At 51.1% G+C, this 26,467-nt stretch carries 24 protein-coding genes and 1 pseudogene; 4 read left to right on the top strand and 21 right to left on the bottom strand.

What is annotated here, in order from left to right; all coding sequences use genetic code 11:
- Positions 1–104: 104 nt before the first annotated feature.
- Positions 105–1,301, bottom strand: a complete 1,197-nt coding sequence (locus E6W40_RS04060) for an acyl-CoA dehydrogenase family protein (RefSeq protein ID WP_136604308.1) — start codon at positions 1,299–1,301, stop codon at positions 105–107.
- Between the two features lie 85 nt (positions 1,302–1,386).
- Complete coding sequence (locus tag E6W40_RS04055; RefSeq protein WP_136604307.1) at positions 1,387–2,853, bottom strand: MFS transporter; 1,467 nt, start codon at positions 2,851–2,853, stop codon at positions 1,387–1,389.
- Between the two features lie 196 nt (positions 2,854–3,049).
- Here E6W40_RS04055 and E6W40_RS04050 point away from each other — a divergent pair, with 196 nt between their 5' ends.
- On the top strand, positions 3,050–3,481 hold the full coding sequence (locus tag E6W40_RS04050; protein WP_136604306.1) for a MarR family winged helix-turn-helix transcriptional regulator: 432 nt from the start codon (positions 3,050–3,052) through the stop codon (positions 3,479–3,481).
- 64 nt (positions 3,482–3,545) lie between these two features.
- On the opposite strand, the gene E6W40_RS04045 is transcribed toward E6W40_RS04050, so the two are convergent.
- Both E6W40_RS04045 and E6W40_RS04040 read right to left on the bottom strand, forming a co-directional pair.
- The gene (locus tag E6W40_RS04045) at positions 3,546–4,784 is read right to left on the bottom strand and encodes an amidohydrolase (RefSeq protein WP_136604305.1); all 1,239 of its coding nucleotides are present in this window, start codon (positions 4,782–4,784) and stop codon (positions 3,546–3,548) included.
- Complete coding sequence (locus tag E6W40_RS04040; protein ID WP_136604304.1) at positions 4,777–6,039, bottom strand: amidohydrolase family protein; 1,263 nt, start codon at positions 6,037–6,039, stop codon at positions 4,777–4,779. Before E6W40_RS04040 ends, E6W40_RS04045 begins: the two co-directional genes overlap by 8 nt.
- Before the next feature lie 151 nt (positions 6,040–6,190).
- On the opposite strand from E6W40_RS04040, the gene E6W40_RS04035 reads away from it, so the two are divergent.
- A complete protein-coding gene (locus tag E6W40_RS04035; protein ID WP_136604303.1) occupies positions 6,191–7,078 on the top strand; it encodes a LysR family transcriptional regulator in 888 nt (295 codons plus the stop codon).
- Between the two features lies 1 nt (position 7,079).
- On the opposite strand, the gene E6W40_RS04030 is transcribed toward E6W40_RS04035, so the two are convergent.
- Entirely contained in the window at positions 7,080–7,220 is a 141-nt protein-coding gene (locus E6W40_RS04030) for a DUF2642 domain-containing protein (RefSeq protein ID WP_281281469.1), read from the bottom strand.
- A 173-nt stretch (positions 7,221–7,393) separates the two neighbouring features.
- On the opposite strand from E6W40_RS04030, the gene E6W40_RS29910 reads away from it, so the two are divergent.
- Together E6W40_RS29910 and E6W40_RS29905 are read left to right on the top strand one after the other, a co-directional pair.
- On the top strand, positions 7,394–7,648 hold the full coding sequence (locus E6W40_RS29910) for a hypothetical protein (RefSeq protein WP_136604301.1): 255 nt from the start codon (positions 7,394–7,396) through the stop codon (positions 7,646–7,648).
- A 32-nt stretch (positions 7,649–7,680) separates the two neighbouring features.
- The gene (locus E6W40_RS29905) at positions 7,681–7,737 is read left to right on the top strand and encodes a hypothetical protein (RefSeq protein ID WP_246073051.1); all 57 of its coding nucleotides are present in this window, start codon (positions 7,681–7,683) and stop codon (positions 7,735–7,737) included.
- Positions 7,738–7,857: 120 nt separating this feature from the next.
- On the opposite strand, the gene E6W40_RS04015 is transcribed toward E6W40_RS29905, so the two are convergent.
- The 16 genes and pseudogenes from E6W40_RS04015 to E6W40_RS03940 form a co-directional block, all read right to left on the bottom strand.
- Positions 7,858–8,538, bottom strand: coding sequence for an N-acetylmannosamine-6-phosphate 2-epimerase (locus tag E6W40_RS04015; protein WP_136604300.1), 681 nt, complete (start codon positions 8,536–8,538; stop codon positions 7,858–7,860).
- A gap of 15 nt (positions 8,539–8,553) precedes the next feature.
- Positions 8,554–9,474 carry a dihydrodipicolinate synthase family protein gene (locus E6W40_RS04010; protein WP_136604299.1) on the bottom strand — a complete coding sequence of 307 codons (921 nt, stop codon included), beginning with the start codon at positions 9,472–9,474 and terminating at the stop codon, positions 8,554–8,556.
- Positions 9,475–9,492: 18 nt separating this feature from the next.
- Positions 9,493–10,371 carry an ROK family protein gene (locus tag E6W40_RS04005; RefSeq protein ID WP_136604298.1) on the bottom strand — a complete coding sequence of 293 codons (879 nt, stop codon included), beginning with the start codon at positions 10,369–10,371 and terminating at the stop codon, positions 9,493–9,495.
- Between the two features lie 22 nt (positions 10,372–10,393).
- Positions 10,394–11,236, bottom strand: a complete 843-nt coding sequence (locus E6W40_RS04000) for a carbohydrate ABC transporter permease (RefSeq protein WP_136604297.1) — start codon at positions 11,234–11,236, stop codon at positions 10,394–10,396.
- Positions 11,237–11,246: 10 nt separating this feature from the next.
- A complete protein-coding gene (locus tag E6W40_RS03995; protein ID WP_136604296.1) occupies positions 11,247–12,122 on the bottom strand; it encodes a carbohydrate ABC transporter permease in 876 nt (291 codons plus the stop codon).
- Positions 12,123–12,251: 129 nt separating this feature from the next.
- Positions 12,252–13,655, bottom strand: a complete 1,404-nt coding sequence (locus E6W40_RS03990; protein ID WP_136604295.1) for an ABC transporter substrate-binding protein — start codon at positions 13,653–13,655, stop codon at positions 12,252–12,254.
- A gap of 46 nt (positions 13,656–13,701) precedes the next feature.
- Complete coding sequence (locus E6W40_RS03985; RefSeq protein WP_136604294.1) at positions 13,702–14,169, bottom strand: NanQ anomerase/TabA/YiaL family protein; 468 nt, start codon at positions 14,167–14,169, stop codon at positions 13,702–13,704.
- Between the two features lie 258 nt (positions 14,170–14,427).
- The gene (locus tag E6W40_RS03980) at positions 14,428–15,630 is read right to left on the bottom strand and encodes a response regulator transcription factor (protein ID WP_136604293.1); all 1,203 of its coding nucleotides are present in this window, start codon (positions 15,628–15,630) and stop codon (positions 14,428–14,430) included.
- A complete protein-coding gene (locus E6W40_RS03975; protein ID WP_246072858.1) occupies positions 15,620–17,407 on the bottom strand; it encodes a sensor histidine kinase in 1,788 nt (595 codons plus the stop codon). Before E6W40_RS03975 ends, E6W40_RS03980 begins: the two co-directional genes overlap by 11 nt.
- 193 nt (positions 17,408–17,600) lie before the next feature.
- Positions 17,601–18,455 carry a C40 family peptidase gene (locus tag E6W40_RS03970; protein WP_136604292.1) on the bottom strand — a complete coding sequence of 285 codons (855 nt, stop codon included), beginning with the start codon at positions 18,453–18,455 and terminating at the stop codon, positions 17,601–17,603.
- Positions 18,456–18,762: 307 nt separating this feature from the next.
- Complete coding sequence (locus E6W40_RS03965; RefSeq protein WP_246072856.1) at positions 18,763–20,346, bottom strand: glycoside hydrolase family 43 protein; 1,584 nt, start codon at positions 20,344–20,346, stop codon at positions 18,763–18,765.
- 14 nt (positions 20,347–20,360) lie between these two features.
- Positions 20,361–21,312, bottom strand: a pseudogene (locus E6W40_RS03960) (pectinesterase family protein).
- 51 nt (positions 21,313–21,363) lie between these two features.
- Complete coding sequence (locus E6W40_RS03955; RefSeq protein WP_136604291.1) at positions 21,364–22,254, bottom strand: dienelactone hydrolase family protein; 891 nt, start codon at positions 22,252–22,254, stop codon at positions 21,364–21,366.
- A gap of 3 nt (positions 22,255–22,257) precedes the next feature.
- Positions 22,258–23,628, bottom strand: coding sequence for a glycoside hydrolase family 28 protein (locus E6W40_RS03950; protein ID WP_136604290.1), 1,371 nt, complete (start codon positions 23,626–23,628; stop codon positions 22,258–22,260).
- A gap of 43 nt (positions 23,629–23,671) precedes the next feature.
- Positions 23,672–24,787 carry a glycoside hydrolase family 88/105 protein gene (locus tag E6W40_RS03945; protein ID WP_136604289.1) on the bottom strand — a complete coding sequence of 372 codons (1,116 nt, stop codon included), beginning with the start codon at positions 24,785–24,787 and terminating at the stop codon, positions 23,672–23,674.
- 101 nt (positions 24,788–24,888) lie between these two features.
- The gene (locus tag E6W40_RS03940) at positions 24,889–26,403 is read right to left on the bottom strand and encodes an extracellular solute-binding protein (RefSeq protein ID WP_136604288.1); all 1,515 of its coding nucleotides are present in this window, start codon (positions 26,401–26,403) and stop codon (positions 24,889–24,891) included.
- Positions 26,404–26,467: the final 64 nt, after the last annotated feature.

Genomic DNA, 26,467 nt, shown 5'->3' with positions numbered 1-26,467 from the left:
TATCGTATCATGAAGGCCGGATTCTGTGAATGGATTCTTGGAGGATGCTATTAAACAAAAAAACACCGGAACAAGCATCCGGTGTTTTCTCTCTTTATTTGCTCTTAAATGTCCGCCGCTTCCCCGATCGCCCGCTGCGCCAGCATCGCGCCGACCGCGTCCTCCATCGGCGGGTTATGCAGCCCTGCGCGGACGTCGCGGTACATCCGCTCCAGCGGCAGGGTGCGCGACAGGCTCGATCCGCCCACGATCCGCATAGCGAGATCGACGATGCGCAGCGCCGCGTTCGTCGCCACCGTTTTGGCGAGCCCCAGCTCCGGTTTCATCGACGGGCGCGCATCGGGCAGTCGGTCCCAGCGGTCGGCCACGCTGTACAGCAGCGTACGCGCCGTGATCCTCTCTGATTCCATCTCGCCAATTTTATGCCGGATATGCGGCAGATCGGCAATCGGTCCCGGCAGGCTGCTCGGGCGGTACTCCGCGGCGAACCTCACCGCGAAGTCGCGCGCAGCCCACGCGATGCCGAGGTAGCAGGCCGGAATATGCAGCAGTGCGCCGCCATGGTCCGACTTGCTGGTTCCGAGAGCGGATCCGTCATTCCCTTCCCATTGGTCGAGGCGCTCCTCTTCCGGCACGAACACGTCCGCAAGCAGCAGGTCGTGGCTTCCAGTCGCCCGCATACCCATCGTGTTCCATGTCTCTTCCATGCTTATGCCGGGTCCCCTGCGCACGTAAAAGGTACCAATCTTCTCCTCGTCCTCTACATAAGCGGTAACGGTAAACTGGTCCAGGACCGGAAGCAGCGAGCTGAAGGTTTTACGTCCGGAGAGCAGGTAGCCGCCCTCTGTTCTGACCGCGGTCGTCTGCGGACGCCCGCCTCGGCTCGGACTTCCGGTCGAAGGCTCGCTTGCGAACTGGTTGATCATCGCCCCTTCGTCCACAGCCCGCCTGCAAAATTCCTCGTACAGCTTGGGTGGCCACGACTGCTTGATGCGCAGCTGCAGCATCTGACTCACATGCCAGCCGACTGCCAGCGCCGTTGAGCCGTCTCCCTTGGCAAGCCGCTCCTGCGCAAGCAGCATTTCGTAGAGCGAGGCTTCTTCACCCCCGAAGCCGGCCGGAACGGTCAGCTTCAAATATCCCGCTTCCCGCAGGTCGTCGAAATTTTCAAAAGGAAACGATCCGTCGCGGTCATGCTCGGCGGCACGCTCCGCGAACGTCATGGCTAGCCGGTCGGAACGGACGGCGATGTCCGCTTCGCGCTCGGATCGTATGAACGGATCCATGTGAATGGAATTCATGCGGCAAACTCTCCCCTCTGCAGCTTTCATTCCTTTATTGTATACCTATTTGGTCGGAATTGTCCAAACCGGATCGCTCTGGAGGTTAGCCTTTGGAAGGCGCTTGCTTGCGCCGCACCGAATAGGCATGGTACATCCGCCATCCCGTCAGCAGCGCAGCCGCCAGACAGATGCAGGAGGATACCGTGAATACGGTGTGCATGCCGCTCAGAAAAATGTCCGGACGGTCCGGCACAAGCCCGGTCACCCGGTGTCCGGCTTTGCTGCTCATGACATGAAACAGCGTCGTAGTTGCGATCGTAATCCCGACGACCATTCCCACGTTGCGGACCAGCGAATTGACGCTGCCCGCCGAGCCCAGCTGGGTGCGCGGAACCTGCGACATCACCAGGGAATTGTTCGGGGATTGGAACAGGCCGCTGCCGATGCCGAGCATAGCGATCCATATCCCCACGATCCAGAGCGAGCTGCCGTCATGAAGCGCGGCTAAGCCGAACTGCGCGATGACCATGACGATAAGCCCGGCAAAGGTCAGAGGTTCGGAGCCCAACTTGTCGGAAAGGGCGCCACTGATCGGCGCGACAACGACCATGCAGATCGGAAACAGCATCAGCAGGAATCCTGCCGAAAACGGAGACAGGTTCAGCATGTTCTGAGCGTAGAACGGCGCGATAATATTAAAGCAAAAGTTCGCCGAAAAGACGAGGAAACCACATAAAATGCTCACCGAGAACAGCGGATTTTTGAAAAGCGACAACTCCAGCAGCGGCTGATCGCGCTTCAACTCAATGCGGAGGAACAGGATAAACGCCGCGGCGGCCAACACCAGCGACAGAATGATCCAGAGATTTCCGTAGCCTGCCTGCTGTCCCAGCAGCAGACCCGCGAATAAAGCGACGATGAATACGGCGAACAACAGGCTGCCGGGCGCATCCACCTTCGCTTTGACTTTGACCAGATCCGCCGGGAGCACCTTCCAACCGATGAAGACGGCAATCAGTCCAATCGGCACGTTGACCCAAAATATATATTCCCAACCCAGCGAGGAAATGATAATACCGCCCACGCTTGGTCCGGCAATGCTTCCGAGTGAAACAAACGTACCGATAAGTCCAAGTGCCTTACCGCGTTCCTTGGCGGGGAAAATATCCGTAATGATGCCCTGGCTGTTCGCCATCGTCATGGAAGCTCCAAGCGCCTGGATGATCCGGGCGATAATCAGAAACTGCAGGGAGCTACTGAATCCGCACAGCAGCGAACCAAGGATGAATATATAAGTGCCCCATCGGAAAATCCGGATTTTCCCGATCATATCCCCCAGCTTTCCGAAAAACAGGATGACCGTGCAAATCGCCATCAGATAACCGGTCGTAACCCATTCGATCTGCGCGATCGGCAGCCCGAGCTGCTTGGACAGCACCGGCAGCGCGATGTTGACGATACTGCCATCCAGTGTGGACATGAACGTAAATAAATTAAGAACAACAAGAATCAGCCAGCGCTTCTTCTGAATGACCGCGTCTTCCTGATAAGATGCAAAAGTCGAGCTCATAACAACCTCCTGATCTTCGAAGTAGTATTAGTTGCAGGCGCAACTAAATGATCGTAACCAGTGTAACCGAAATTAGTTGCACGCGCAACAGTATTGAGATAAAATATTTTTATATCTGTTTTTTACCCGATATCATCACGGACTATCCTTACATTACCTGTTCCCGTGACTACTTAACCCAAAAGAGGTGCCCCTCGTGAAAAAGGAACCTATCGGCAAATTAATGTCATATATTCACCGAACCCATCAAAAAATCCTCGCCAAAGAGTTTGCGCCATACGGGATCGGCAGCGGCGGACAGCACAGCTTTTTGAAGACCGTACTCTTCGCTCCTGGAATCAATCAGGATCAGCTCACGCAGAAGCTGAAATTCGATAAAGCGACCACTGCCAGATCCGTCAAGCAGCTGGAGCAGCAGGGTTATATCGAGCGTATTCCCGATCCGCAGGACCGACGCTCCCTCCTGCTGTATCCAACATCCAAAGCCAAGGCATTTGCGCCCGTGTTGAGCTCCATTCTGGACGATGCCAATAAGAGACTCGCGATGTATCTAAGCGAAGAAGAAGAAGAACAATTGCTGAATCTGCTGCATAAAGTCGGCATGAGTCTCTCCGGGTCGGAGGATTGAATATAAAAAAAGCCGCTGACACATCTTGTGTCCTGCGGCTTTCTTCGTCTTCGATAAAAATGTGTTACTCAGCCGATATGTCAGTCAACGAGCCTGCAACCACATTCCCCTCATACAAGGTTGCGGTTCTTTTCGCTCGTCTCGCCACGGCTTCTGCCGAACAGGAAGCCTCGACCAGCACCAGGCTTGCCGCGTCTCCGACCTTCGGCCAAACCTGAATGCCGGCTTGATCGAGCGGAGTCCGGCCGTCAGAAATATACCCGAGCGTCTGGCCCAAGGAGCGCTCATCCACCCAATGCGAAATTTCGGCAAGGCGACCCGCACGCTCCAGAATATCCCCGTTGCCAAACGGAGACCAGATATCGTATACGTTATCGCATCCTACTGCGACGGATACGCCATGGTTATGCAGCAGCCGTACGGGCGGAAATTTCCGTCCCATCGGAACGCTCGTAATAATCGTTATGCCGGCTTCCGCCAGCAGCTCTGCCATTTCCACCGCCTGCTGCGCAGGGACATCCCCCAGGCTGAATGCATGGCTGACAGCCACCCTGCCCTGCAGCCCTGCTTCGACGGTCAGCTCTGCCAGCCGCTTGATCGTGAAGATGCCCAGTCGATCCGGATCATGCAGATGCAGATCGATGCCCGCATTTTCCTCGGCGGCGATCCTCACCATTGTCTGCAAGGATTGTTCCATATCTCCATCCACTGTAGCCGGATCCACACCCCCAACCATGGAGGCGCCACGACGTACTGCCTCTCTTATCAGCTGTTCCGATCCGGAGCGCAGCAGTCCCTGCTGCGGAAAAGCCACGATCTCATAGGACAGCTTGCTCTCATACATTCGCAGGGCTTCCTGTACCTCTTCCAGATGCTTCAGCCCCACTTCCGGAAAGATGTCCACATGCGTACGGATATGCGTAGCTCCTGATTGTAAGGCTGCCTCCAAGTAATTCACAGCACTATCCCGTATGGAAAGGGCACGGGACGGATCGAAATTCATTTCCTCATCAAGACGTCCGAAAATGGAATCTACAGGCGTAACAGCTCTCCACCTGCTGCCAAGAAGTGTTTTATCCAAGTGGCAGTGCTTTTCCACAAACGGAGGGAGTACCAGACGGAATTCCGCATTCTTATGCGGCAGTGAATCTTCGATAGACTGATCGGCCGGAATGATTTTCGCAAATTTGCCGTCCTGAATCAGCACATGACATACTTCCGTCCGTGTCCCGATAATTACATCATCGCTGAGCTCGTAACCTGTTTCCAGGCGTGCATTGATTAGCCAATACGCGTTATGCATCTTTCTTCATCCTTTCGCACTCATCATTTATCTTTGATTCTTCCCAAACGATATTTCCATTGTGGATGACTGCCTTACGTCTCGATCTTCTCGCCACGGCCTCCGCCGAGCAGCTTGCCTCAACCATAACCATGCATGCTTCATCCCCCGGACGCGGCCAGACCTGATTCCCATCGGGATCGAGCGGCGTAATTCCTCCTGTGATAAATCCGAGGGCTTCTCCCAAAGCCCGTTCGTCCGCGAGATGAAAACGCTCCGCTAGAGTCCCCGCCTTTTCGAGCATGTCTCCTTTTCCGAACGGCGACCAATGGTCCGTAATACTGTCATCTCCAAGTGATACCTGCACACCCCGGGAACGCAGCAGCGGTATGGGGATCGTCCGGCCTAACGGCACCGAAGAAGCGACCGATATGCCAAGACTCGCCAGCCGGTCAGCCATTTGCGCCGCTTCAGCCGGCATCACATCCGCGAGCGCCAGCGCGTGGCTCAAGGTCACTCTTCCCTGCCAACCGGCTTCTTCCGTCAAATCCGCCAGCCGCTTAAATGTAAACATGCCTAAATGACCGCCGTCATGCAAATGCAAATCGATGGGGGCATCCGCCTCTACTGCCAGCTCCATGATCGTGTGCAGGGATCTTTCGATGTCGCCGTCTACCGTCGCCGGATCCACGCCGCCAACCAGCGATGCGCCGCTGTTCAAAGCTTCCCGCATCATGGGCACAACTCCGTTCTGCAGAAGTCCATGCTGCGGGAACGCCACGATTTCAATCGATGCCTTGCCTCGGTGATCTTCCGCCGCAAGCAGCAACGCCTCCAAATTGCGTAGTCCGATAACCGGATCAATGTTGCAGTGGCTGCGAATCCGTGTCGTTCCGGCTCTATTCAGCAGCTCGATCAGCTTGCCTGCACGCTCCCGCGCCACGGGAAGCAGCTTTGGCAGCAATTCCCTTTCCTCTTCAAGCCTTGTGAAAATGCCATTCGCGGGGATGGTCGGAGCCTTCCATGGCCCGCCATAATAGGTTTTATCCAGATGGATATGCATGTCTCGGAACGAAGGAAGCATGAGATAACCTTGCATATCCCGTTTGGGGAGCATGTCCTCCAGAACGGTGTCGACACTGACAACCTCTGCAATTTTTCCATTTTCCACTCTGACGTGAAACAAGCTGGTTTGCGTTCCCGCTACTGTCCCCTGATTGAGGAGGTAGCCTGTTTCCAATCGGACATGAGTTAACCAGTAATGCGCATCCTGCATCCTCCGTACCTCCGTTCGTTATCATGGATCTAAAGGTGATTGAGCCTTTAAGACTCTGTACCAAATATGCTAACATGGGAGTAATTATATGAAAAATATTAATAATATTTCTTTCATTAATGTTTTACATATATAAGGAGGCGATAAATTCATGGATATCAGACAACTGCGGTATTTTATCGCGATCGTCGAGGAACGGAAGATCTCCGCCGCAGCCCAAAGGCTTCATATGTCCCAACCGCCGTTAAGCCAGCAGCTGAAAGCCATGGAGGACGAGCTTGGAACGATACTGGTGGAACGAAGCGGTAAGCATCTGGAAGTGACTGAATCCGGCAAATCGTTATACCGGTATGCCTTGCAAATGACGCAGCTGATGGATGAAGCAGTAACGGAAGTCAAAGAGGTCGGCAATGGCGTGAAAGGAACCTTGAAAATCGGGATCAATACTCTTTCCTCCGTTGAATTGCCGGGACTTCTGCACCAGTTCAAAGCAAGATACCCGCATGTCACCTATAAAATCCAGCAAAATGAATCCTCAAGGCTGTGCGAACTTGTGAAGAACCGGGTGCTGGAACTCGCCATCATCCGTCTGCCGCTGGAGCTGGACGACTTTTCCGTCCTTCATTTACATGCCGAGCCCTTTTATTTCGTCACTTCCAAATCGCTAGCGGCAGCCAGTAACGAGGTGACCTTGTCCGATCTAGAGGATCAGCCTCTTTTGCTCCCCAGCACGGAAGGTTTAGGAGTGCATTACACCATTCTGATGGCTTTCTCTGCCCGGCATATCAAGCCGAATATCGTAGCCGAGTGCTCGGACATCCCTCTTCTGCTCCGGCTTGTTTCTTCCGGCTTCGGAGGTGCCATCGTGCCCGAAACCGTCATCGCCCAGATGCCGGACAATGCCATGAGCGCATACAAAATAAAGGACACGCATCTGTCTGCGGCAACCGCTTTGATCTGGCTCAAAGGCCACCATTTATCCGCGGCAGCTCAGCATTTGATATCGATGATTCAGCAATCTTCAGCAGCAATAAAGTAAACTACCGAAAAACCTGCAAATTAATTTGAATATGATCCACTGCTACGCCTGCCAGGATTCCCTTCACTCTTCCCGCGGACGTGACGACGGCCAGCTCCTGCCCTTGATGGCGGCTGATATGCTGCATAAACACAGGTTCCAGGTGGGTTGTATACCCGGACGGCTGCGGAACGCCTGCAACTGGAACAATTTGCGTATGAACCGCAGGCTGAGGTTATCTAGTAAGATGGTTATGCTATGATATTAGGTGGCTCTGCATCGGCGTTATTATTTCGTTAGCGGCATAAATTTATCGAAAAAAGGGGTTGATTCTTCTTGGAAACAAGCGGAATTCTAGCGGTTATTGCCATTGTCATTTCCCTTTGTCTTTTTATCAAAGTCATTAGCTTGCAAAGCCAGATGAATACCATCAAAGCCGATCTGGAGTGGATGCGGAACCGGGCGGGTTCACAGGCCGTTCCCTCCTCCGCAGTAACTTACCCCACTCTCTCTGAAAAGCAGGAAGCCCCCGTTTCTTCAGATCTTGACGAAAGACTCCTCAGCCTGCTTCGCGATCCGGTCAAAAGATAAAAGCCATCAAGGAACTCCGGGAAGCCCGTCCTATGGGCCTCAAGGAAGCGAAGGAATATGTGGAGGCTTTGGAGCAGAACGTATTGTAAAAAAAAGCCACTGACACATCACCTGTGTCAGCGGCTTTTTTATGAACCGTGTGTCCGATTAACCCGCCCATAGGTACATTCTGATGGATATCCGACTCCGATCGTTTATCATTCCGATCTCTATTTCACCGCAGCCTGCACAAATCTTGCTGTTATTTCCTTCGGTCTCGTAATGGCACCGCCAACAACGGCTGAATAAGCTCCAAGCTCCAGGCAGCAGCTGTACATTTCCGGCGTGATGACATTGCCTTCGGCAATAACGGGAATGTCCACTTCGCGGAGAACCGACTTCAGAAATTCAAAGTCGTTATCGTACAGCTTCGTTGTCGACGTGTACGGCGTATACCCATGCAGCGTCGTGGATACGCAGTCAAAGCCTAACTCCTGCGCCATAATTGCTTCTTCCACCGTGGAGATATCAGCCATCAGCTCCACGGCCGGATTTTGCTCCCGGCAGTAGGCGACTAGGTCGGCGATTGTTTCTTCGTTCGGACGATCGCGCTTCGTGCAATCCAGCGCAATCATTTCACAGCCGCTTTCCAGCAGCTCGCTGATTTCCTTTTTCGTCGCTGTAATGAACACTTCGCTATCCGGATAATCACGCTTTACGATACCGATCACAGGCAAGGATACTTCCTGCTTGATCGCGATGATATCCGCCTTGCTGTTAGCCCGGATGCCGACTGCACCGCCTTCCATGGCCGCCAAAGCCAGCTTCGACATAATAAACGAGCTGTGCAGGGGCTCATGATCCAAAGCCTGGCATGATACCACGAGACCGCCTTTAATTTGTTCAATCATTGCTGCTTGCCTCCTCTATACTCCCGTGTAATGAGCAACTGTTTCCTCAATCTCCTTGTTCAGCTCGGCCAGGGAATCATGATGCTCCGGACAGACCGGCAGCAGCGGCAGACGAGGTGCGCCTGTCTCGATGCCGCGGAGACTAAGGATATATTTGCAGGCTCCGTACAGGGATGGATAGCCCAGCAGCTTTTTGATGATGCCGTTGATCTGCGTCTGCAGCGCCTGAGCTTCTTCGATGTGATTGCCGATGAACAGGCTGTTCAGCTTCACGAACAGCTCCGGCATCACGCCGTATGTTCCGCCGATGCCGCCGTCGGCACCCATGATGCGGCCCGCGAGGAACTGCTCATCCGGTCCGTTGAACACGAGGAACTGGCTGCCGCCGGTTTCCTTGTACTGCTGCAGCTCGAAGGTGCTCTCCCCGGACATCTTCACGCCGATGACCTTATCCTGTTTCGCCAGCTTGGCCAGCAGGCTCGTGCTCAGCGTAAAGCCCGTCGTTTGCGGAATGTTATAAATAATGAATGGCAGGTTCGTGCTGTCGATCATGTGCTGCCAATGCTTTTCCACCGCCGCCTCCGGCAGACGGTAATAAATCGAAGGAACTGCCGAAATGATATCCGCGCCAAACTTCTCCGCATGTTTCGAAAGCTCCACCGCTTCCCGGGTCGAGTTCGCTCCGACATGCACGATGATGGTCAATTCGCCCTTCACTTCTTCCATAACCGCTTCAAGCACCTGCTTACGCTCTTCTGCGTTCTGCAAAATGCCTTCGCCGGAGCTGCCTCCGACATATAGCCCTTTGACGCCCTTGCCTACATAATATCTTGCAAGCTTTTTTACGCGGTCCTGATCCACGTTGCCTGCTTCGTCATAAGCCGAATACATGGCGATATAGATGCCTTTATATTGAGAAATGATGTCTGTCGTCATGGGTATGCACTCCATCTCTTATTCAAAGTAAGGATACACCGCGCCGTATAACGCCGCTTTATTGCCAAGCTCCGCCACGACAAGCTTCGTTTGCGAAAAGCCCGGCGGCAAATAGGCGGCCAAATGAGCGCTGATTTGATCCAGTAAAAATTGTTTCTGTTCTGAGACGCCTCCACCAATGACAATGATCGAAGGATCCGCGTATAAAATCATTTCCGCGATGCCCCTCGCGATTTCCTCCGTCCAGCTGCCTATCAGATAACTGCTTGCCTTGTCACCCTGTCTAGCCCGCTCGAACAGTTCAAAGCCGTCGCTGGCAAAGCCTTCGATTTCCTGCGGAGCTCTTTTCATCAAAGCGGACATCGATGCCCGTTGTTCATACGTGGTGCCCGTGCTCTTGTCATATAAGCTGTGTCCGATTTCGCCTGCTCTGAAATGGGCACCCTCCACAATCTGCCCGCTGCTGAACATGCAGCCTCCGATACCCGTGCCCAGCGTCATGCAGAAGAAGTGATCGCTGCCGCGGGCAGCGCCCTTCCACCATTCGCCGCGTGCTGCGGCATTCACGTCATTAGCAATGGCGACGGAAATTCCATAACGCTCCTCAATCAGCTTTTTCAAATTCGTGCCCTTGTAGGAAGGAATGGTTCCGCCCGCATAAATAATTTCACCGTTGCGGGTGTCCACGACGCCTGCCGTGCTGATCCCGACTCCACGGATATCCCCGTATTGGCTCAGCAGATTGTCCATGATACCGAAGACGGCCTCAGGAATTCGAATGTTGGCTTCCCCTGCAGGTGTCGGAAGCTTTTGATGATGAATAATTTGCGCATCCGGGCCGAATACGGCTGCCTTGATCTCCGTACCGCCCACATCAATGCCTATGATATGCTCCATCCTTTTAACCCCGCTTGTATCCTTATTCCTTCACAGCCCCGCCAGCAATCCCTCTTGTAAAGTATCTCTGGAACAAGAGGAATATCAGAAGCATCGGCACGGCCGCCACGGTTGCACCTGCCATTTTATAAGCAAAGTTCGGATTCAAATCCTGCATCAGCGTCGCAATGCCGACCATCAGCGTTTTGACGTTTTTGTCCTGACCGATAACCAGCTGCCACAGATAATCATTCCATACCTGAACGAAGTTCAAAATAAACAAGGCGCCAATGCCCGGTTTGACGATCGGAAGCAAGATTTGCAGGAACGTCCTCATTTCGCCCGCGCCGTCGATTCGGGCTGCTTCCCGGAGCGCATCCGGCACACTGTCGAAGAAGCCTTTAAGCAGGAACACACCAAAGGCCGTGGCGACGTTGGGCCAGATCATACCCCAAAGCGAGTTCACCATGCCAAGGTCCTGCGTAATCCGGAACAATGGCACGATCATGACCTCTTTTGGCACCATCAAACTTGAGATAAAAACGACGAACAGCATGTTTTTACCGAAGAAATTCAGCTTGGAGAATGCATATGCGGCCATCGAACTGGCTATGACGACCAGAATGGTGCTGACTCCGGCGACGAACAGGCTGTTCAGCGTCCAGCGCAGAGCCGGCTGATTATTGAAAACATCGACGTAATTGCTGAACGAGAATGTTTTCGGCCACCAGTCCGGCGGCATTTTGATGACATCGGAACTGTTTTTGAGCGAGCTGGTAAACAGCCAGTACAAAGGAAACAAATTCAGCAGGGCGAAGACGATAATGATGATATTCGAGACAACATCGTACTTCTCTCGCTTTTTCTTTTCTTTCGTTTGAAGCATGATTTATCCCTCACTTCTCCTTGAACATTGCTCTGAGCTGCGGAATGGACAAAAGCATCGTAATCAGGAACATGATGACGCCCACCGCGGAAGCAACGCCCAGCTGGTTATACTTGAACGCGTTGTTGTAGAGATAATACATCATGGTGACGGAAGCGTTGTTCGGGCCGCCGCCCGTCAGCAGCTGGATAACGACGAAGATTTTCAGCACAGCGATGATGTTGATGATCGTGATGTAAATCGTGGTCGGCTTGACCAGCGGAATCAGAATCTGGAAAATGATCCGCACCCGGCTCGCCCCGTCCACCTCGGCTGCTTCGAACAAATCTTTCGGCACGCCTATCATCGCCGCAATGTATAAAATGATCGCCTGACCGACGTTGGTTGCGAATGTTACAAATATGATCACCGGCAGAACCGTGTGTTTATTTCCAAGCAAATTGACGATCGAAAAATCCATTTCCCTTGCCGCATACGAAATGAGACCATTGGCCGGATTCAGCAGGAATCCCCAAACCATACTCATGACGACCATGGAAACCATGACAGGGATGTAATAGCTTCCCCGGATAAACGAAACGTATTTCGCGTTTTTATCGAAAACGGAGGAAGCAACGAATATCGAAAAACCGACTGTTAGGAGAACAATGAAGACGACAAATATAACTGTGTTGTAAATCGACTTGAAAAATACGGGATCATGGAACAACGTTACGTAGTTGTCGAAACCGACGAACGTTTCCTGATTGAATTGAACCTTGTACAAACTGAGCCTGATGCCTTCTATGATTGGATATACGATAAAAATCAGGAACATCAAGAATTGTGGCAAAATGAACAGATAGCCGGTCACATTTTCTTTCCAGTGATAGTTTCTCAGTTTCATGGTTATCCGTTACCTTTCCAATCCGGGTTCCTCTGCCGCCAGCCTTTGCTAGTAAGCGGCAGGGACCGAATCTTGTTTATATGTCTGGATGGATTATGCTGCCTTCTGGTTTTTTAACGTTTGCCGATGTTACTTTTTGAAAATAACAGAGCTTTCTTTGGCCTTCTGAATGACCGCATTGCCTTTCGTCTGGTAATCCTTGATCGCTTGGGCAGGCGTCTTCTCGCCGATGTACATCGCTTGCAGCTCCGGATACAGCACTTGTCTCAGCTCGCTGTAGCCAGGTACATTGCCCGTGAAGTTGAACAGGTTGGAAGCATTGGCATCATATGCGGCAAACAGCGGGTATTTATCTTTGAATTCAGCTGCCACAGAGCTTCTTACAGGAATACTGTTCTTGGAAGATTTCACGAGCTCTGGATCGGTGGAGAAGAATTTCACGAAATCTTTGGCCACCTGGGTTTTCACTGCATCCCCCGTTTTGAATACAGATGCACCAATGACATAAGTGAAGGAAAGCGGCGATCCGCTTGAAGACGGAATGTTCGCAAGACGGATATCAAATTTTGGTGCTTTGCCAGCTTCCATATCTGCCTTCGAGTTGTTGAACAGCACCGGATTGGTGAAGCTGATCGCAAGCTGCTGGTTCTGGAACATTGCGTTGGCATCGTTCGAGGATACGGATTCCGCACCCGGGTTCGTATAGCCTTCACTGTAGATCTTTTTCAGCCATTCGGCCGCCTTGATGCCGTTCTCGTCATCCACGATGATGTTGCCCTGGTCGTCAAAAAACTTGTTGCCGAACATCCGGAGATAAGCCAGGTTCCAAGTATCGCCCTGATTGTTCAGCGCATACAGCCCCATTGGGTAAGAGCCTTTCGGCAGCTTTTCTTTTAGAGTCTTCAGGATCTTGTCGTAATCGTCCATCGTCCACGTCTGGATCGCATTCGCGTCACCTACGTAGCTGTCGAGGCCTGCAGCCTTGAACATATCCGCATTGTAAGCCAGCGTACCCGGATTATGGGCGAACGGATAGAAGTACACCTTGTCGCCGAAGGTTACGTTGTCCCAGTACTTCTGATCGATATCCTTCTTTGCTGCGTCGTCGACGATATCATCGAGCGGCTCCAGCGCTCCGCGATGCACGTAATCGCCCATTGCGAATACGCTTTCAAAGAAGATGTCCGGCGGCGTTCCGCCATTCAGGTTTACGTTCAGCATTTCATCACGCTGGTCTCCGGCGATAACCTGAACATTCACCTTCACGTCATGCTTGTCATACTGCTTCGAGAATTTGTCTGCCGCGTATTTGAAAAAACTGTCATAATCCGCGTTTTGCTCCGAAGCGTCCATAACGCCCTTCCACTGCGGAGTCAGCCACAAATTCAGCTCCACTTTATCTTTTTTGCCGGAGGAGCTGTCCCCACCGCTGCTGCTGTCTGCATCTTTTTGTCCGCCGCCAGAGCATCCAGCCAGTAGCGACATCACGACCAGCAATGCTGTTGTTGCCGATAACATACGTTTTTTTAACATCGAATATTGCCCCCTTTAAATCTTTGTCGTTTACGTGTATTAGACTTTAAAATAAGTTCCGATTGATCTTGATGACGACCTTTCTGACATCGGATGGCTCGGCATCGGTCAAGCCCGGCCGGTGAATATCCTCCGGAAACAAGACGGTGTACATACCTGGCTTCAGCCTGATCACGGATTCGGATTCCAGCTCCGCAAACAAGGAATAATCTTCTTCCGGACTGCTCTCAAACGGCTCGTTTTGATTATTCTGAAGCTGCCAACCGATTGTTTCCTCACCTTCAATCACATAATGAATGTCGAGGAAGCACTCATGTTTCTCTGCGAATTGCATCGAAGCAGGCTTGGTTTGGATTCTCGAAATGATGGCAAACATGTCTTGTCCCCAAATCGGATATTTTCCTTCTTCGAGAATGCTGTAGTCCGTGTCTTGCAGATAATCAATCGCCTTTCGAAGTACCGGATGCGCGAATTCTCGTTCCTTTGCCCAATGCTCTAACGATCCGACGATCATGTTGCGGGATTCCTCCTTCTGGCTGAATTAAGGGCCTTTCAGGTTCTGCCTTTGAGGTGAAAGGCTTATAGGAAAAGTATAGCCGTGAAGAAAACGAACAAACAGGAACAAAATTATCAGCTTTATATTCAAGATTTTTAAAACGCTTACATGGAGATGACGTGCGCATTCACTTTTTTAGGATGAAATGTTCATTATTTTTGGATAGGTGATAAAAAACAAATCCTCCTGCGGATACAGGAGGGTCGGAGAAACGCGCTATGCTTTCGTTTTTCGAAACTGGGAGCGGAATTTCTGCGGGCTCACGCCCTTCAGCTTTTTGAAAATGCGCCCGAAATAATTGATGTTCTCGTAGCCCACCTGCTCGGCAATCAGGTAGCTCGGAAGGCTCGTTTCCATCAGCAGGCTCGTCGCCTGATCAATGCGCATCGTGTTGATCCAGTCGGTAAATCCCATGCCCGTTTCTTTCTTGAAAATCGTGCTCAGGTAGGTTTCGCTGATGTTGATCCGTTCGGCCGCCTCCTTCAGCGAAATATCCCGGGTCAGATTGTCCTTGAGGTAGGTCAGCAGCGAATTGATATCCTCGCGGGATGTCAGCTGCATGCCCTGTTCCAATATGCCGGACTTTGCCTTATTGTAGGCGGCGGGAAGTTCCTCCCATGCCGTGAGAGGACCCGCCGTTTCTGCCCGGAGCGTAATGCCGAGCAGCACCTGCGCGGAGCTCACCAGCCCGCTAATCTGCCTTCCCAAATCCGGCAGCTGCTCTTCCGGCACCGTAAGCAGTGCGGCGATGTCGCGATTGTCGAGTGCGAGCGGATGGCTGTCCAGCAGGGTTTCCAGCTCGGTTTCGACCAGATGCCCAAGCAGCTTCATGGCGGATGCTTCCGGACCGCCGTCACGCGTGTTGAGCACATGCAGAAGCAGCAGCATGCCATGCGGCCTCAGCTGAAGACCCGCAGGCACGGCGGCATCTGCCAGATTTCCTGAGAGATAGCCGCGGACACATTCCGTTACCTCATCCGGGCGTGAATCCAGACTTTCGGCGGCCCGAATGGCATCTGGTTTCGCTTTTCCGCTGCCGCGCCCGATTTTCCCGGCAGATTCCACTAAGAGGTTCAGCAGCTCATCCGGCTTCATGGACGTTTTCAGCATGTAGTCCTCGACGCCGAGCTTCATCGCGCTTCGCACGTAATCGAATTCGTTATGGCTGCTCAGCACAATGATCAGCATGCTCGGGTATTTGGCCCTCACCTGTTCGATCAGCTGCAGCCCGTTCATCCGCGGCATCACGATATCCGTAAGCAGAATATCGGGCACGTTCTGCTCCATCAGCTCCAGTGCCTTTTCCCCGTCAGGAGCGTCCCCGATAAATTCGAAATCATGTTTTTCCCAATCGATCAACGATTTGATTCCTAAACGGACCAGCAGTTCATCATCAACCAGCATCACTTTAAGTGTCATCGCCAATCCCCTTCTGAACTTTTCTTATCGGCAGTCTGTACTCAACGGTCGTTCCTTCGCCTTGTACGCTATCTAAACTTATTCCATAGGAATCTCCGTACTGGAGCCGGATCCGGTCATGGACATTTTTGACGCCGATCCGCTCTGGCAGGGGATCCGCCGAACCGGCTTCGAGCCTGCCGCGGATCTCCTCCAGCTTCTCCGGCTGAATCCCCGTGCCGTTATCCGCGACCCGGAGCACGAAATCATCCTCGTCATGCCATGCCCGTATCGTGATCAAGCCCATTCCCGTCATGTCCTGCAATCCGTGTACCAGACAGTTTTCAATAATCGGCTGCAGCATGATATTGATGACTTCCTGATCCATCAGCTCGTCCGGAACATCGATATTAAGGGATATTGTATCAGGATGGCTCATTCTCATCAAAGCCATATAATTCTCGATATAATCGAGCTCCTGCCGCAGCATGATCAGGCTGCCTCCCCTGCCAATGCTTCCTTCCAGGATGCCGCCCAGGCTCGAAAGCATGTCGCCCACGTCCTTGTCGTTACGTATATACGCCATCCACTTGATATTATTCAGCGTATTCAGCAGAAAATGGGGATTGATCTGAGCCTGAAGCGCGCGGAAGCGCATGTCTTCCTTCTGCTCGTATTCATCCTTGACCCGTCCCAGTAATCCGCGTATTTTTTTAACCATTTTGTTGTAGGTCTCAATCAGGGACGAAATCTCCTGCGGACCGGTAACGGCAATGTTCGAATAAAACTCTTTGTCCTCCAGTTCCCTCATTTTCTTTCGAAGCAGCTTTAAGGGCTTCGATATGCTGTACGCAATCGAAATCGTGATAAAGGAAAAGACGACAAAGATCGCAAAGAAGATCAGAATGTTCGCTTTGCGGATATCAAAAATCTCTTTAAATACCGTATCATAAGGAACGATCTGAATGATCTTCCAGCCGTTGATGCGTACCGTATCATAGTTGACGATCCACTTTTGCCCTTTTTTTTCGATAATTTGCTGGCCCCGTGTGGACTTCTGCACTTTCGTCATATAGGCTTCCTTTAGCAGGCTTTGCCCAATTTGATTCTTCTTCGGACTGGAGACGATCGTTCCGCTGCTGTCCACCAAGTAGGTGTCCCCTTCAAGTCCGGTTAGATACTTGCGGATGTCCTCTTCCCTTACGCTGAACACGATCATGCCGGTATTTTTGTTGGTTTGAAGCTCGGTAATGGTCTTCACCAGCGTAATGAGCGGCTTCCGGTCGGCATACATCAAATCCTTATTGTTAAACATCCATTTCTGTTGATATGGCTTCCCCATCATGTCCTGGTACCATTTCGAGTCCAAGTAACCATGCAGCAGCGGATCAAACATATAGCTTGTACTGATCCAGTTGCCTTCCCGGTCGAAAAGAGTCACATACGTATTGGAAAAATAAGAGCTGAACAGCCTGTTCAGTACAGTGTCATTCAAACGGAGCTTTTCATATTTACTGTAGGATTCAGGATCCTTAAGCAGCTTTGTGATACTCGGATTGATCGTAATATTAACGGAGGATTGCAGCATCTCCTCCAGAAACAGCTGGACGTTAAAATTCACCAGATACAGTGCGTCTTGGGCAGAGCGGCCGATTTTGCTTTCAATGACCTTTTCCAGAGGCTTATCCATAAAATAGAAGGTTAGAAGAAAGGGGATAATCAGAAACAGCAGTATGGAGAAGAATATCTTATTACGGATCGAATTCAAACGGCTCCATGTTTTTTTCAGGTTTCCCATCGTACTCGCTCCCTTTGACTTGCTGCAGACTGAACTTTAATGAGTTGTAAGCGATATCATGCCAGATTTCAATTATAGGGGCAGTATAATCTTTTATGCAAGTGTACTTCAGTTCCATTATGTACTAGAACGATGCACCTCCGCACATAGCAAAAAAAGAACCGGGGTTCCCCCGATCCTTTTACTTTCGAATTTACTTCAGCACGCTGCCTCCATATAAGAAGCGATACTTCCATGAATTCGTAAAGTCCGTTACCACGACGCCGCCGGCTTGCTTGGAGTATGTATGCAGGAGCTTACCGTCTCCCAAATAGAGAGCTACGTGCGTGATCCGCTGCTTGGACTTATTGATACCCTGGTATGCTGAGCTGCTGGAGCCTTTATAGCTCATGAAAAAGACGAGATCGCCGCGCTTCAGCTGATTCGTGGAATACACGGGGCTGCGGTTGTCCTTGATCCACGAGCCCTGCTGGCGGGAATCGGCAGGAAGCGTAAGGCCAACGCCTTCCTTGAAGATCTGGCGTATAAAATCGGAGCAGTCGAAGGTCTTCGTCGTATTGCGGTCGGATCCGTATTCATACGGCGTTCCCAAGTATTTCATCCCGGTCTGGATCACTTTCTCAATGGCGGCCGAAGCCGATTGAGCAGGCTTGGAAGCAGATGAGGAGCCGTTACTTTGCGAATTCGAAGATCCTGAAGACGAGTTCGAAGACGATGAGCCTGAAGATGCCTGTCCGACGCGAATATATTTATCGGCCGTGCTGATGTATCCGGTTTTGCCGGCCGCGGTTTTGATTTTATAAAAATAAGCGTTGCTCTTCTCCAGTATTTTTACCTGCTCTCCAGTTTTGACCAAGCCGAGAACATGGCTGGACAAAGAAGGCTTGTCTCTTAAATTTACCGATGATTGGATGACGCCCGTCTGCGAAGCCGATTGTACGACAGCCTTGGAGGCTGCTGCGTGAGAGGGGGATGGAAGAATGAGGGCTGCCGACACCGCTGCGGTAATCGCCAGACTGCCGAGCAGGCTTTTCTTGATGTTAATCATGTTGTTCCTCCTTAAAAATTACATTTTTGTAACCAAACAGATATACCTCTGCCAAAAGCAGGATAGTTACCGTTCTATGTCCCTCATTATCTCAAAGTTGAAACATGTTTTCATAGGTCTTTTTCAGCTTAATACCGCTCCAATTTATGGATAAACATAGGTCTTTAGTCCTTTTTATTCCTGTAATATGGATTTTTAGGAAAAATTACGTTTTTGTCATTTTTAATAATCATTCACGCAAATACAAAAAAAGCACATCCGATTCGATGTGCTTGACGGTTGGAATTGTTTTGCTTCTCTTCATCTATTACTCTGTACCCTCATAACGGAAATAGGAGAAATCGGCATGGCTTTCCCGGTATTGATTCATGTCATGGGCTGCAATTCCTACGAAGTTCCCCGTAAAGCCTCCGCACAGGAAGCTGATATTTTGTGTTTCCTGCAGCGGTCTCCACCCCTTTTCATTGGACATGCGGTAATGAAACTGCGCCTTCGTTCCGTCGACGTCGACCGCCAAATGCACTGGCACATCGTTTTCAATCGGTGTCATCTCAGGCAGCAGAACGAATTCATCCGCTGCACATCGCATCATCCGCAGCACCTTCCCCTGCCCTTCCTCATGACTGATATAAGCATATAAATAATTGTCTTCGTTCAAATACAGTATTAAGCCGGACATCTGCAAATAGCTTGCGGGTGCATATTCAAGCGCCGTTTCAGCACGGAAACGCTTGTCTGTTTGCCGGATTGCCAGCAGATGATGGCGAAAAAGGCTCTGGACCGATTCGCCGCCTCTGATCCGCAGAAATCCGGGGCGTTCATGAAGCGAGCACCAGCTGTCCTCCGCCAGCATTCGAAGCGTATTCCACTCCCTCTTCAACCGCGCGCCGTCAAAGATGTCCTCGAATATCGTAATTTCTTCCTTTACTTTTATTATGCTGCCCAGCGGTGCCGGCACCTCCAGCTGCGGAGTGCTGCCGCCTGCCGTTAAACGAAGCCAGCCGTCTTCATTCCAGTACACCTGCTGCAAAGCCGTCTCCCGTCCCAAAATGGCAAATTGGCCCTCAATGGGACGCGTGCATAAATGTGCCATGTACCATTCACCGCCTGGAGTCTGCACCAGACTGCCATGTCCCGCGCATTGAAGCGGCAGGTCCGGCTGGTCCCGCGAGGTTAGCATCGGATTCTGTGGATCTACCTCATAGGTTCCCAGCAATTCTTTCGAACGGGCGACAGTCACGGCATGTCCAGAACCGGTCCCGCCTTCTGCTGTAATCAGATAATAGTACCCGTTTTGCTTATAGATATGGGGTGCTTCTGTTTTCTTGAGCCACGTACAATCGAACAGCTTCTGCGGCTTGCCTACGAGGTGCTGAAGGCTAGGGTCGTATTCCTGGATGACAATGCCGCTGGATTTGTTGCCTTCCGTGATGCGGTAATCCCATAATGCATTCAGCAGCCACTTGCGTCCATCTTCATCATGAAACAAGGAAGGGTCAAACCCGCTGCTGTTCAAGTAAACAGGCTCTGACCAAGGCCCTTCTATGGTTGGCGCCGTCATCATGTAATTATGTACATCCTTGAACGGACGCTTGGTGCTTTTTACATCCGTATAAACCAGATAAAATAAATCGTCATGGAAGCTGAGCTGTGGAGCCCAGATGCTGCAATTTTTCGGATTCCCCCGCAAATTGACCTGTTCGGTCAGAAGATCCGTGCAGTGCACCCAATGAGCCAAATCCCGTGACTGATATACCCGCAAACCCGGAAGCCATTCAAACGAAGACACCACGATATAGTAGTTGTCTTCTACACGCAGTATGCATGGGTCCGGATTAAAACCTTTCAGGATCGGGTTCTGAATCATACCGCTTTTTGTTATGACTGCCATGATCTACTGCCTCCTCATTTCCAAAAATCCGTGCCGGAAAACACATCCTCCATATCCAATGGTACATCCTCTGAATCCAAACATACCGCCCATGGAACACGCTTCTCCTGTACAGCTCCTGTGACATGAACCATATTCCCGGTAACGAACCGTTTGTTCATTGCCGGGATCATTCCAGTTGTCCCAGCCAAGCGGATGAATATGCCTTCCCAAGCGGCAGTTCACGAAATCCGTCTTGGCATGCTCTCGCCATGGGCGTCCCAGGTAAACGTCGGTCACGCCCTCCTCTGCTGTCAGAAAGCAATCCCTGAACACATAACCAAACGCTTCCCCTCGGGGCGTGGATGCCGCTGTAATATATCCTGCGCTATGATTCCCATGGAGCAGACTGCGGATTTCACATTGATCAAAATAAGCTGTTGCTCCGCCGAATATATAATCGACCGTTCCTTCGATGCAGCAATTGTGGTACAGCTGGCGGTACTGGGCATGGCTTTCTTTTATAGGAACTCCGCCAAATGTCTTCCTCTCTTTGGGAGCCGGAGGCAGAGGACCTGTGAACAAGGTATCCTGATGTCCTTTGAAGGTACAGCTGCGAAAAATAGTTTCGTCGCAGTGCGCATATACCGCAACCGCCTGACCTACATGTTCTCCCTGCCCCGCTGAATTTGCGATCACGAGATTTTCCAGAACCAGCCGTCTGCCGCCCAGGAATAAGGTAGGCGTCGCAAACGTCCCGATTTCTTCGCCCTTACCATCCTTTTCCTTGGCGTAACGGTCCATGGTGATTTCCACCTGTCCAATGCCGATGATCCGCAGATTTGAACGATAGATCCGCACCGCCTCTTTATATACGCCAGATAAGATGAACAATGTTTCTGTCACACCGGAAGGTAGCCGCTCCAGTGCATCTACTGCCTCCCGGATCGTATGAAAATCGCAATAGGCTTCTTTTCCTACGAGCATGGCTAAGTTCCTTTCTTTAACACAAATCACTCTTCGGTAATGTTGCGGGTTCTACAGATGCTTTGCTAAAAATTGCTGCCACTTTGTCCGCATCTCCAAGGTTTCCATGTGTCCGCCGGTGGCGATTACTGGCTGCCAATGCTCCGGTTTCCCTGCAGCCTGATATGCTTTATGCAACCCGTCTGCCAAATGCTCTACGCCGTCGATGGGACACATCCGGTCGCTTCGTCCGACCAGACTCATCCGCGGACGGGGCGCAATTCTAGCCTGAATGTCCAGCGTTGTAAAATGCTTGAGCAGTCCCGGAACATAGGAATAGAAGCCATGATGGTCCAGTCCCCTTTTGGCAATTAGAGTATGGGCGTCCACCTGTCCACATATATCAATCGTAACCTGAATCCGCGCGTCTAATGCTGCCAGCCACCATGCCATGAGTCCGCCCATGGACATGCCCATGGTCGCAATCCGCGAAGCGTCGATATCGCCCCGTGAACACATATAATCGACCATCCGGCGGTTGTCATACAGCATCATGCCCCACATCACTTGGCCCTGCCACAGCATCTCCTTCACCAGCTCGCTCTCCGTCTTGCCGCCGCGTTCGTTAAAGCCCCACATGTCGATGCAGCAGACGGCGTACCCCATGTCCGTTAACACTTTGGCAAAGGAAGGCTGCTGCAGATATGAGCTGCCATGAAGCATTTCCTTACGGCCATTCATGTAATTCCCTCCATGGGAATGATTAAAAACAACTAACGGAAAAGGTCCTGTGCCTGATTGCGGCTTGGCGACATACGCCGGTACCCGCTCCATACCGTTTAGATCCAGCAGCAGCGATTCCAACAAGTATCCATCGTACTCTTCCCGCTTCAGCAGCTCTGCTGAAATGGGGCTGTCTTCCGGCTGTTCACCTAATAGCAGCTTAAGCTGATCCTGTCCCATCATTTATGCTTCCTGTTCGCTCAGGTCTTTGTCCGAAGGAGCCATCGTGACCCGTTCCACGAGTGTTTCAGCCCTGCGTGTGTTCCGCGAACGGCATTGAATGACCTCGACGGCTTCCCCGTTTTCGATATAGAAAGCCGGACCCTCGTGATTCTCAATCGTCACCTGCCGGAACTCCACATCCCGCACATTGCCCAAATAAAAGCCCCGGTTCTTCATGTCCTGAATGCCTGACATCATCGCTGGACGTCCCGGAATCGCATTCTTCGCCATGGAAATATCAATATCCGAAAACGTGATTTCAGAAATGTATTGCTCAGCCAGACCATAAATGAAGCCCGCTGCCGCATGGACATTCCGTGCCGTTATATTAGCAAAATGAATCCGCCGAAACGCCGGAGTCTCACCGGTAACCGGATATGGATGCTTATCCCAGACGTATTTGTCTTTGCCGCGTGGACCGCAGAAATAGTAAAGGTTCAGGATAAACGGGCAAATGACGTCTTCCATCACGATATTGCTAATCCGGATATCCTCGACGATTCCTCCGCGGCCGCGTCTGGACTTTAATCGGATACCGCGGTCGGTTTGCTTGAAAATGCAGTTGCTGATCGTGACATTACGGATATCTCCGCTCATTTCACTTCCCATCACTACGCCGCCATGCCCGTGGACCATGGTACAGTTGGTAATCGTAATATTCTCGCAAGGGATGCGTTCTACTGTATCCTCGGTTCCTGCTTTTATGGCAATGCAGTCATCTCCGACATCGATATGACAGTTGCTGATACGGACATGGCTGCAGGATTCCGGATCGATGCCGTCTGTATTCGGTGAATCGGCGGGATTCAGAATCGATATATTGTCAATTGTGACGTTGCTGCAGCAGATCGGATTCACGGTCCAGCTCGGGGAATTCTTCAATGTTAAATCCTTGATCGTGATCCGGCTGCAGTGATCCAGACTGATTAATTTAGGTCTTGGATAACGCAGCTCCTCCGGCCGGTTCCGTTTCTTATCCCACCACGGCTGGCCGTTCCCATTCAGAGTACCGCTTCCGGTAATCGATACGTTTTCCAGGCCCTTGCCGTATATACAGGAAGCATGCACTTCCTGCAGAACGCCTTCCCAGCGGGATTCCACAACGGGATAGTCCTCAGGATTCGAGCTGAAGGAAAGCACCGCGCCCGGACTCAGATGGAGTTCAATATGATCTTTCAAGAGAATAGCTCCTGTATGGTAGATGCCCGCCGGGATGTATACTGTACCGCCCCCTGCTTTGCTTGCCGCTGCAATCGCCGCTGCAATGGCCTCCGTGACAGGCTCCGTACTGTCCATTCGGGCCCCGAAATCCGTAATATTGTAAAAATGCATGCCCGTTCCTCCTATTCCTCAGAATTGAGTCATGACAATCGTTTTATCGTTTCAGCGCCTCATATTCACCGCATGCCTGCAGGAAAGCTCCCAGGCCCTTTTGATCATTGGTCACGATAGGCTCACTAATATAATAGGCATAGGTGCCATCCCGCTGATCAGCACCGCCCAAACCTGCTACCTGGCAGTTTTTATTCAGATTCACCCAGCCTTCTTTCGTTTCGAGCACAAATTCCGCAATCAGTCCGTGGTATGCCTGGTCCAATATTTCATACCAGCTTTCATCAAGCACTCCCAAGCGGATGCCTTTGGCTAAGGCATACACGATCATGCTGGAAGCGGAAGCCTCCAGGTAATTTCCTTTACGGCCACCTTGGTTTAGCACCTGATACCAGACGCCGCTGTCAGCATCCTGATATTTTCGGATTGCGGTCAATGTATCATTCAATATACGGGACAGCTCCTTATAATCCCGATGACTCTCCGGCAGCAGTGCTAACACATCCGCCAGCGCCATGACGAACCAGCCCAAGGAACGCCCCCAAAAATTTTCCGACAGTCCCGTTTCGGGATGACACCACGGCTGAACCCGCTTCTCATCCCATGCGTGAAACAGCAGCCCTGTTTCCGCATCCTTCGTATGCTGTTCACAAAGGATGAATTGCTTCGTGACATCCTCCACGTTCTTACCTTCTTCAAAGGCGAGTACATACTCCAGGTAAAATGGTGAACCCATGTAAAGACCATCCAGCCAGATTTGGTATGGATAAATTTGCTTATGCCAAAATGCCCCTTCCGATGTCCGGGGATGCGACTGCAGCTGCTTCCTTAACAGGGCTGCCGCCTGCTTATATTTCTCCTGCTTCGTTTCGTTGTACAAGACGAACAGCATTTTCCCGTTATTGATATGATCGATATTATATTCATCCAGGCGATAGCCCTTAATCATACCGTCCTCCTGAACAAAATAGTCCATGTTGTCCTGGATAAACTGGAGGTATCTCCGATCGCCGGTTTGATTCCACAACAGCTCAAAGCCTTTGAGCACCACTCCGTAATCATAAGACCATTTGCCTTGATAACCTCTGTCCTCGTACAGCTTGGGTGTGCGTTCCATAATGGATTCGGCCGCTCTGACGGCCCAGCTTGTTTTTTCCATGATGACCTCCTGAGTGAATAAATAGGTCCTAACCCCAAGCCAGGCGGATAGGACCGTATTTTCCAATTTGGCATTAGTAAAAGTGACTGCTACATTTCCTCTTACTTCTTCACAGCTTGGTAAGCAGCCTCATATTCGGAGATGATTTTGCTCCCGCCGGATTTCTTCCAGTTTTCTACGGCTGCCTTGAAATCATCGATTTTGATTTTGCCGAGAATGTATTTATACGTAGCATCGGTGATGATCTTTTGCAGCTCCGAGCCTTGGGTTGTGTACGTTTCTGATTCCAGGGAATAGGCCGGGTTGAGAACCGCATGCTCTGCATTTTCCTTGATGAGCTTATCCGACTCTGCTTTTAACGGATCCGCATCATGAATCTTATAGCCGGTTTCGTTTGGACGGGAAGAAGCAAACGGCTGTACTTCCTGCTGCCACAGATCCTGGTTGGTGATCGTTGCCGCGTCATTCGCATCCACAGAATAGTGAATTCCTTCAATGCCGTACGTCAGTAGGGAATACATATCGTCATCCATCAAATCGTTTACGAATTTCAGAACCCGCTTCAGCTCCGCTTCGTCCTTCACCTCGGATTTCGGGAAAGCCAGCAGGCCTCCGATTCCATTGTTGGCAGCCCAGATCGCACGGTCAGCCTCATTGCCGGTAGGGGTAATGTTATTGACCAAGACCAGCTCCATGTTATCTTGAACGCCTTTGGCCATGTTCTTTAGGTTTTTACTGTCAAACAAGGCTCCAACGTAAATTCCGGCTTTGCCCTGCGCAAATTTCTGCTGTTGATCTGTCTTCGCAGTAACGGCAAAGTCCTGATTGATGTAGCCGTTATCGTACAGCTGCTTCATGTAGTCCATCGTTTGTACATATTCCTCAGTGTCAAACTCCGGCGTCATTTTACCGTCGTCACTCACTTTCCAGTTGTTTGGGGTGCCGAAGTATGAACTTAAGGTTTTGAATGCGCCATAAATCAAATCGCTGCGGTCCATGAAGCCGGTTGTATCCTTTTTACCGTTGCCGTCGGGATCCTGTTCGGTAAATGCCTTGGCTACCGCCATCAGCTCATCCGTCGTTTTGGGGATGGCAAGGCCAAGCTTATCCAGCCAATCCTTCCGGATGACTACCCCGTTCCGGGCCAGATCCTTTTGGAATGGTACCCCGTACAATTTACCGCCAATGGAAGCGGACGTCCGGGTATCCTGCGATATTTTTGCCAGGTTAGGAAACTCATTGAGATAAGACTCAACTTCCCAGAACATACCTGACTTCAAAGCATTTCTCACCGAGGAATTATCGAGAATGGTCAATGTAACAATATCTGCAAGGGAGTCCGAAGCCAGCGATGTATTGATACGTTCCTCTTTGGAAGCATCCGGAACCCAGGAGAACTTAACTTCAGCGTTTGTCTTTTCCTCAATTTTTTTAATGATTGTGTCTGTCGGGGGTGAAGCCGTATGTAGAATATTCAACCAAGAGATATTTGCCTTTACGTTGGGATCGGCGGCATTGCTGGAAGCTTCACCCGTTTTACCTTTTTCTCCACAAGCAGTTAACAGCAGTCCGCAGCAGATTGTGAGCGCTGCCATTTTTTTCACCATGAGTTTCATTTACGTTTCCCCTTTTCTCAGGATTGTGCACAATCCTTTTTATGTGAAGCAAAGTGAATCCAGT

Origin of the sequence: Paenibacillus dokdonensis (genome assembly GCF_004916975.1) — a bacterium.
In the GTDB taxonomy this organism is placed as follows: domain Bacteria; phylum Bacillota; class Bacilli; order Paenibacillales; family Paenibacillaceae; genus Paenibacillus_AQ; species Paenibacillus_AQ dokdonensis.
The sequence above is the reverse complement of the archived record's forward strand: the minus strand, read 5'-3'. Positions and strand labels throughout refer to the sequence as shown.